Annotated in this window: 4 protein-coding genes; all 4 read left to right on the top strand. The window is 55.7% G+C overall.

Translation table 11 applies throughout. From position 1 onward, the window contains the following. Positions 1–595 precede the first annotated feature (595 nt). Positions 596–1,360, top strand: a complete 765-nt coding sequence (locus tag ACTIKR_RS20450) for an ABC transporter permease (RefSeq protein ID WP_442328885.1) — start codon at positions 596–598, stop codon at positions 1,358–1,360. Further along, positions 1,353–2,081 carry an ABC transporter ATP-binding protein gene (locus tag ACTIKR_RS20445; RefSeq protein ID WP_442328884.1) on the top strand — a complete coding sequence of 243 codons (729 nt, stop codon included), beginning with the start codon at positions 1,353–1,355 and terminating at the stop codon, positions 2,079–2,081. Before ACTIKR_RS20450 ends, ACTIKR_RS20445 begins: the two co-directional genes overlap by 8 nt. 9 nt (positions 2,082–2,090) lie before the next feature. Beyond that, complete coding sequence (locus tag ACTIKR_RS20440) at positions 2,091–3,053, top strand: ABC transporter substrate-binding protein (protein ID WP_442328883.1); 963 nt, start codon at positions 2,091–2,093, stop codon at positions 3,051–3,053. A gap of 49 nt (positions 3,054–3,102) precedes the next feature. After that, the coding region (locus tag ACTIKR_RS20435; protein ID WP_442328882.1) for an LLM class flavin-dependent oxidoreductase at positions 3,103–3,534 on the top strand (432 nt) is incomplete at its 3' end.

The raw sequence follows: 3,534 nt of genomic DNA, 5'->3' as shown, positions 1-3,534 counted from the left end.
TTGTTTCATTTGCTAATTATAAAATCGGCACCATGTTTTGCTCAGGCTGCCCACCCATATCGCGCGGTAAGCCTGGGGGCGACAAAAGGCCGAGTCGTTCCTGGCTAGTGAGCGAAACTGATTTTATTGATTGATTGACCCGATGGGGTGTATCCGGCAATTCAAGGCTTGTGCGTCGCGTAACAAAATGGTGATAATTTCACTGTGGTGGAGTTGACATCCGTGCTCCACAAATGCAATTGTGCAGTCCATCATGCTGTGGACAGCCTTGTATGTTCCTTTAGACATGTCCGGATGCGCGCAAGTCGTCCAGGGCTGGAGCAACGGTTGTCATGTGCATCACACATTGCCGGCTGCTGTTGCTGCAGGTCCTTATTGGTTCGGCCGCTGACCCGGCCGTACGCTTACTTGTTCGTCGGCTCTGCGGCATCAAACAGCGCTGTGGCTGTTGTGATAAACTGGCAGGCTACTGAATGTGCCGTGCCTGCTCGCTTTCTTGCGCTCAAGCATGCGGCCGTTGCATCGTCCACGCGAATGAAATCGGCTGTTACTGTGTGAGCCAATCGCAGATAATGCGTGGCCAAAACAATACATAATGCGTCTTTTTTATTCTTCTCTCGTATTCATATCCGTTCTGATCGCCTGGTTTGCAGTCTCCAATCTTGGGTTGGTGAGCACATTTCTGCTACCTTCTCCCCAACGGGTCTGGTCTACTTTTATCACGCTCTTTTCCAATGGCAAGCTCGCCCAGCATATTGGCGTGTCGCTGGGACGGGTTGGCGCAGGGTATGCGATCGCCGTATTGCTGGCTTTGGTGATCAGTCTGGCGATGATCAACTGGAAGACGCTGGCTCGCGTGCTGGATCCGCCGATGGAGTTCGTGCGTCAGATTCCGCCTCTGGCACTGATGCCGCTTTTAATGCTCTGGCTGGGTATCGGTGAAACGCAAAAAATCGGTATTATTATTCTGGCGTGCTTTTTCCCCATCTTCCTCAGTTTCCGGGGCGGCTTTGCGCAAGTTGACCCCAAGCTGCTTGATGTCGGCCGTGCCGCCGGTTTCAGCCGCCTGCAGTTAATGCGCCGAATCGCCATCCCGGCCGCGTTGCCGGCGATGTTTGTTGGTTTGCGTGTAGGCCTGGGCTACGGGTGGCGGGCAGTGGTCGGTGCGGAGCTGATTGCTTCAGCTGCTGGCCTGGGCTATATGATTCTTGACGCCCAGGATCTGGCGCGGACCGATATTGTGCTGGTGGGCGTTCTGGTCATTGGCATTATCGGACTGTTGGCCGATCACGGGCTCAAAGCGCTGGTACGGTGGCGTTTCCCATGGCTGCGCCAGGAAATGGAGCTGCCTCATGCCTGAGCTGCGCAATATTCGTCATGGCTATCGTCTGCCCGACGGTGCGCGCCGGGAAGTTTTACAGGGCATTGATCTGAAGCTGAATAAAGGCGGGTTTTATGTTCTGCTAGGCCGCTCCGGCTGCGGCAAATCAACGCTGTTGCGCTTGATGGCAGGGTTGGAAACGCCCAATTCCGGTCAGTTCGAACATACCGGCGAATCGGTGGGTGTGGTTTTTCAGGAACCGCGGCTGATGCCCTGGCTTACGGTGGCGCAAAACGCCGGTTTCCTCCTGCAATCGAAGCTGGCGCGTGCCGAAATAGACTTGCGAGTCAACCGGGCATTGAAAATGGTCGGTCTTCATGATGTTCGTGATGCCTGGCCGAACCAGTTGTCGGGCGGGATGGCGCAGCGCGTGGCCATCGCCCGGGCGTTGGTGGTGCAGCCGGCGCTTTTGCTGATGGACGAGCCCTTTGGTGCGCTGGACGCATTTACGCGCAAGCAGATGCAGGATGACCTGATCAGGATCTGGCGCGAGCTGGGGCAAACCATTGTGTTCGTCACGCATGATCTGGAGGAGGCCGTTCGTCTGGGTCAGACCATTCTGGTGATTGATCAGGGCCGCTTCACCCTGCGCCTGGATCTGGATACAGCATACCCTCGCACCGGGGCTGAGCCCGCGATCAATACCGCCCGTCAACATCTGCTTGACCGGCTGTTCGCCTGTCCCAATTCAAACTCTTAAGGAATTCTTATGAATAAACGCACTTTTGTGTTGGCTACCGCACTGGCCGCGAGCCTGCTTGCTTCTGGTGTTAGCTTTGCAGAAACGACAAAAGCCGCTGTCTCCTACGTGACGGCGCCTTTTAACGTTCCCTCAATTGTCATGCGTGAAAAAGGCTATCTGGACGAGGCCTTTGCCGCCCATGGTGTGAAACTGAGCCATCCGGAGATTACTTCTGGTGCGGCGCAGACTCAGGCGCTTGCCGCCGGCGAGCTGCAGATAGCCTCGGTACTGGGTGGAACCTCTGCGATTCTGGCCAACGCCAATGGCGCGGATGTTGTGGTCATGGGCGCTTATGCCCGTGCGCCCAAAGCGTACTTCGTCATGGCGGCGGCCAATGGCCCGGCCGATATCAAGTCGCTTAAGGGTAAAAAGGTGGCCGGGCCCAAGGGAACGGTGCTCAATCAATTGTTGGTGGCAGCACTGGCGGCGGAAAAAATGACCCTGGATGATATCGAATATATCAATATGGATCTGCCAACCGCACGTGCGGCTCTGCTTGCTGGTCGTGTTGATGCAGTTACGCTGGCGGGCGCCAATGCCACGCAGGTCGAGGCCGCTGGCGGTCATATCATTGTCAATGGCCAAGGGCTGATCGCACCGACAACGGTCATTGGCACCAGTCGCGACTTTGCCAAGGCCAATCCGCAATTGCTCAAGGCCTATTTCCAGGCTCATCTGAAGGCGCTTGATTTTATGCGTGAGCAACCGGAAGAGGCACTGGCCATTGCTGCCAAAGACCAGGACATCAGTCTTGACGAAGCGCGCAAGCAATATGCGCTTTATGATTTTGATCCCAAAATGACCGAGGCGGATGTTGCCAATCTTGACGCCGACCAGACATTCATGATTTCTGCGGGTATGTTGGAAGCGTCCAGCAAGATTGATATTCGCAAGGATCTGATCCTGCCATCAGCGTTTGACATCAAATAAAAAATGAGGCGGGTGGCAGCCGCTACCCGTTTCGCTTGCAGGTAAAGATATGAAACTTTCGCTTCTTGACCAGGTCCAGATCGGCACGGGGCGCGATAGCGCAACGGCGATTGCCGATACGATCACACTCTCGCGTCATCTTGACGCGCTGGGATTTGCACGGCACTGGATCGTCGAGCATCATGCCGTCCCATACGAGGCTTGCGTTGATCCGATGGTGCTGGCACCGGTCCTGGCGGCAGCAACCTCTCGCATCCGGATTGGTATTGGCGGCGTGTTGCTGAACAATTACAGCCCCTATAAAGTTGCAGAAAGTGTCCAAACCCTTGCTGCGCTTTATCCGGGGCGATTCGATCTGGGTATGGGCCAGTCTGTGTCGGGACCCTTGCCCGATCTGGCGCTGCAACCGGATCGCAGTCGTCCGCTATTGCACGATCAGGGCGACAAGATCCATGAACTGCTGGGACATCTTTTTGCAGAT

The organism is Advenella sp. (assembly GCF_052108595.1).
Lineage (GTDB): Bacteria > Pseudomonadota > Gammaproteobacteria > Burkholderiales > Burkholderiaceae_B > Advenella.
This window is presented reverse-complemented; position numbering and strand designations above follow the sequence as displayed.

What these genes read in the sequence shown, in the direction of transcription:
- ACTIKR_RS20450 (WP_442328885.1), top strand. Translation starts at nt 596, where the DNA reads ATGCGTCTTTTTTATTCTTCTCTCGTATTCATATCCGTTCTGATCGCC.
- ACTIKR_RS20445 (WP_442328884.1), top strand. Translation starts at nt 1,353, where the DNA reads ATGCCTGAGCTGCGCAATATTCGTCATGGCTATCGTCTGCCCGACGGT.
- ACTIKR_RS20440 (WP_442328883.1), top strand. Translation starts at nt 2,091, where the DNA reads ATGAATAAACGCACTTTTGTGTTGGCTACCGCACTGGCCGCGAGCCTG.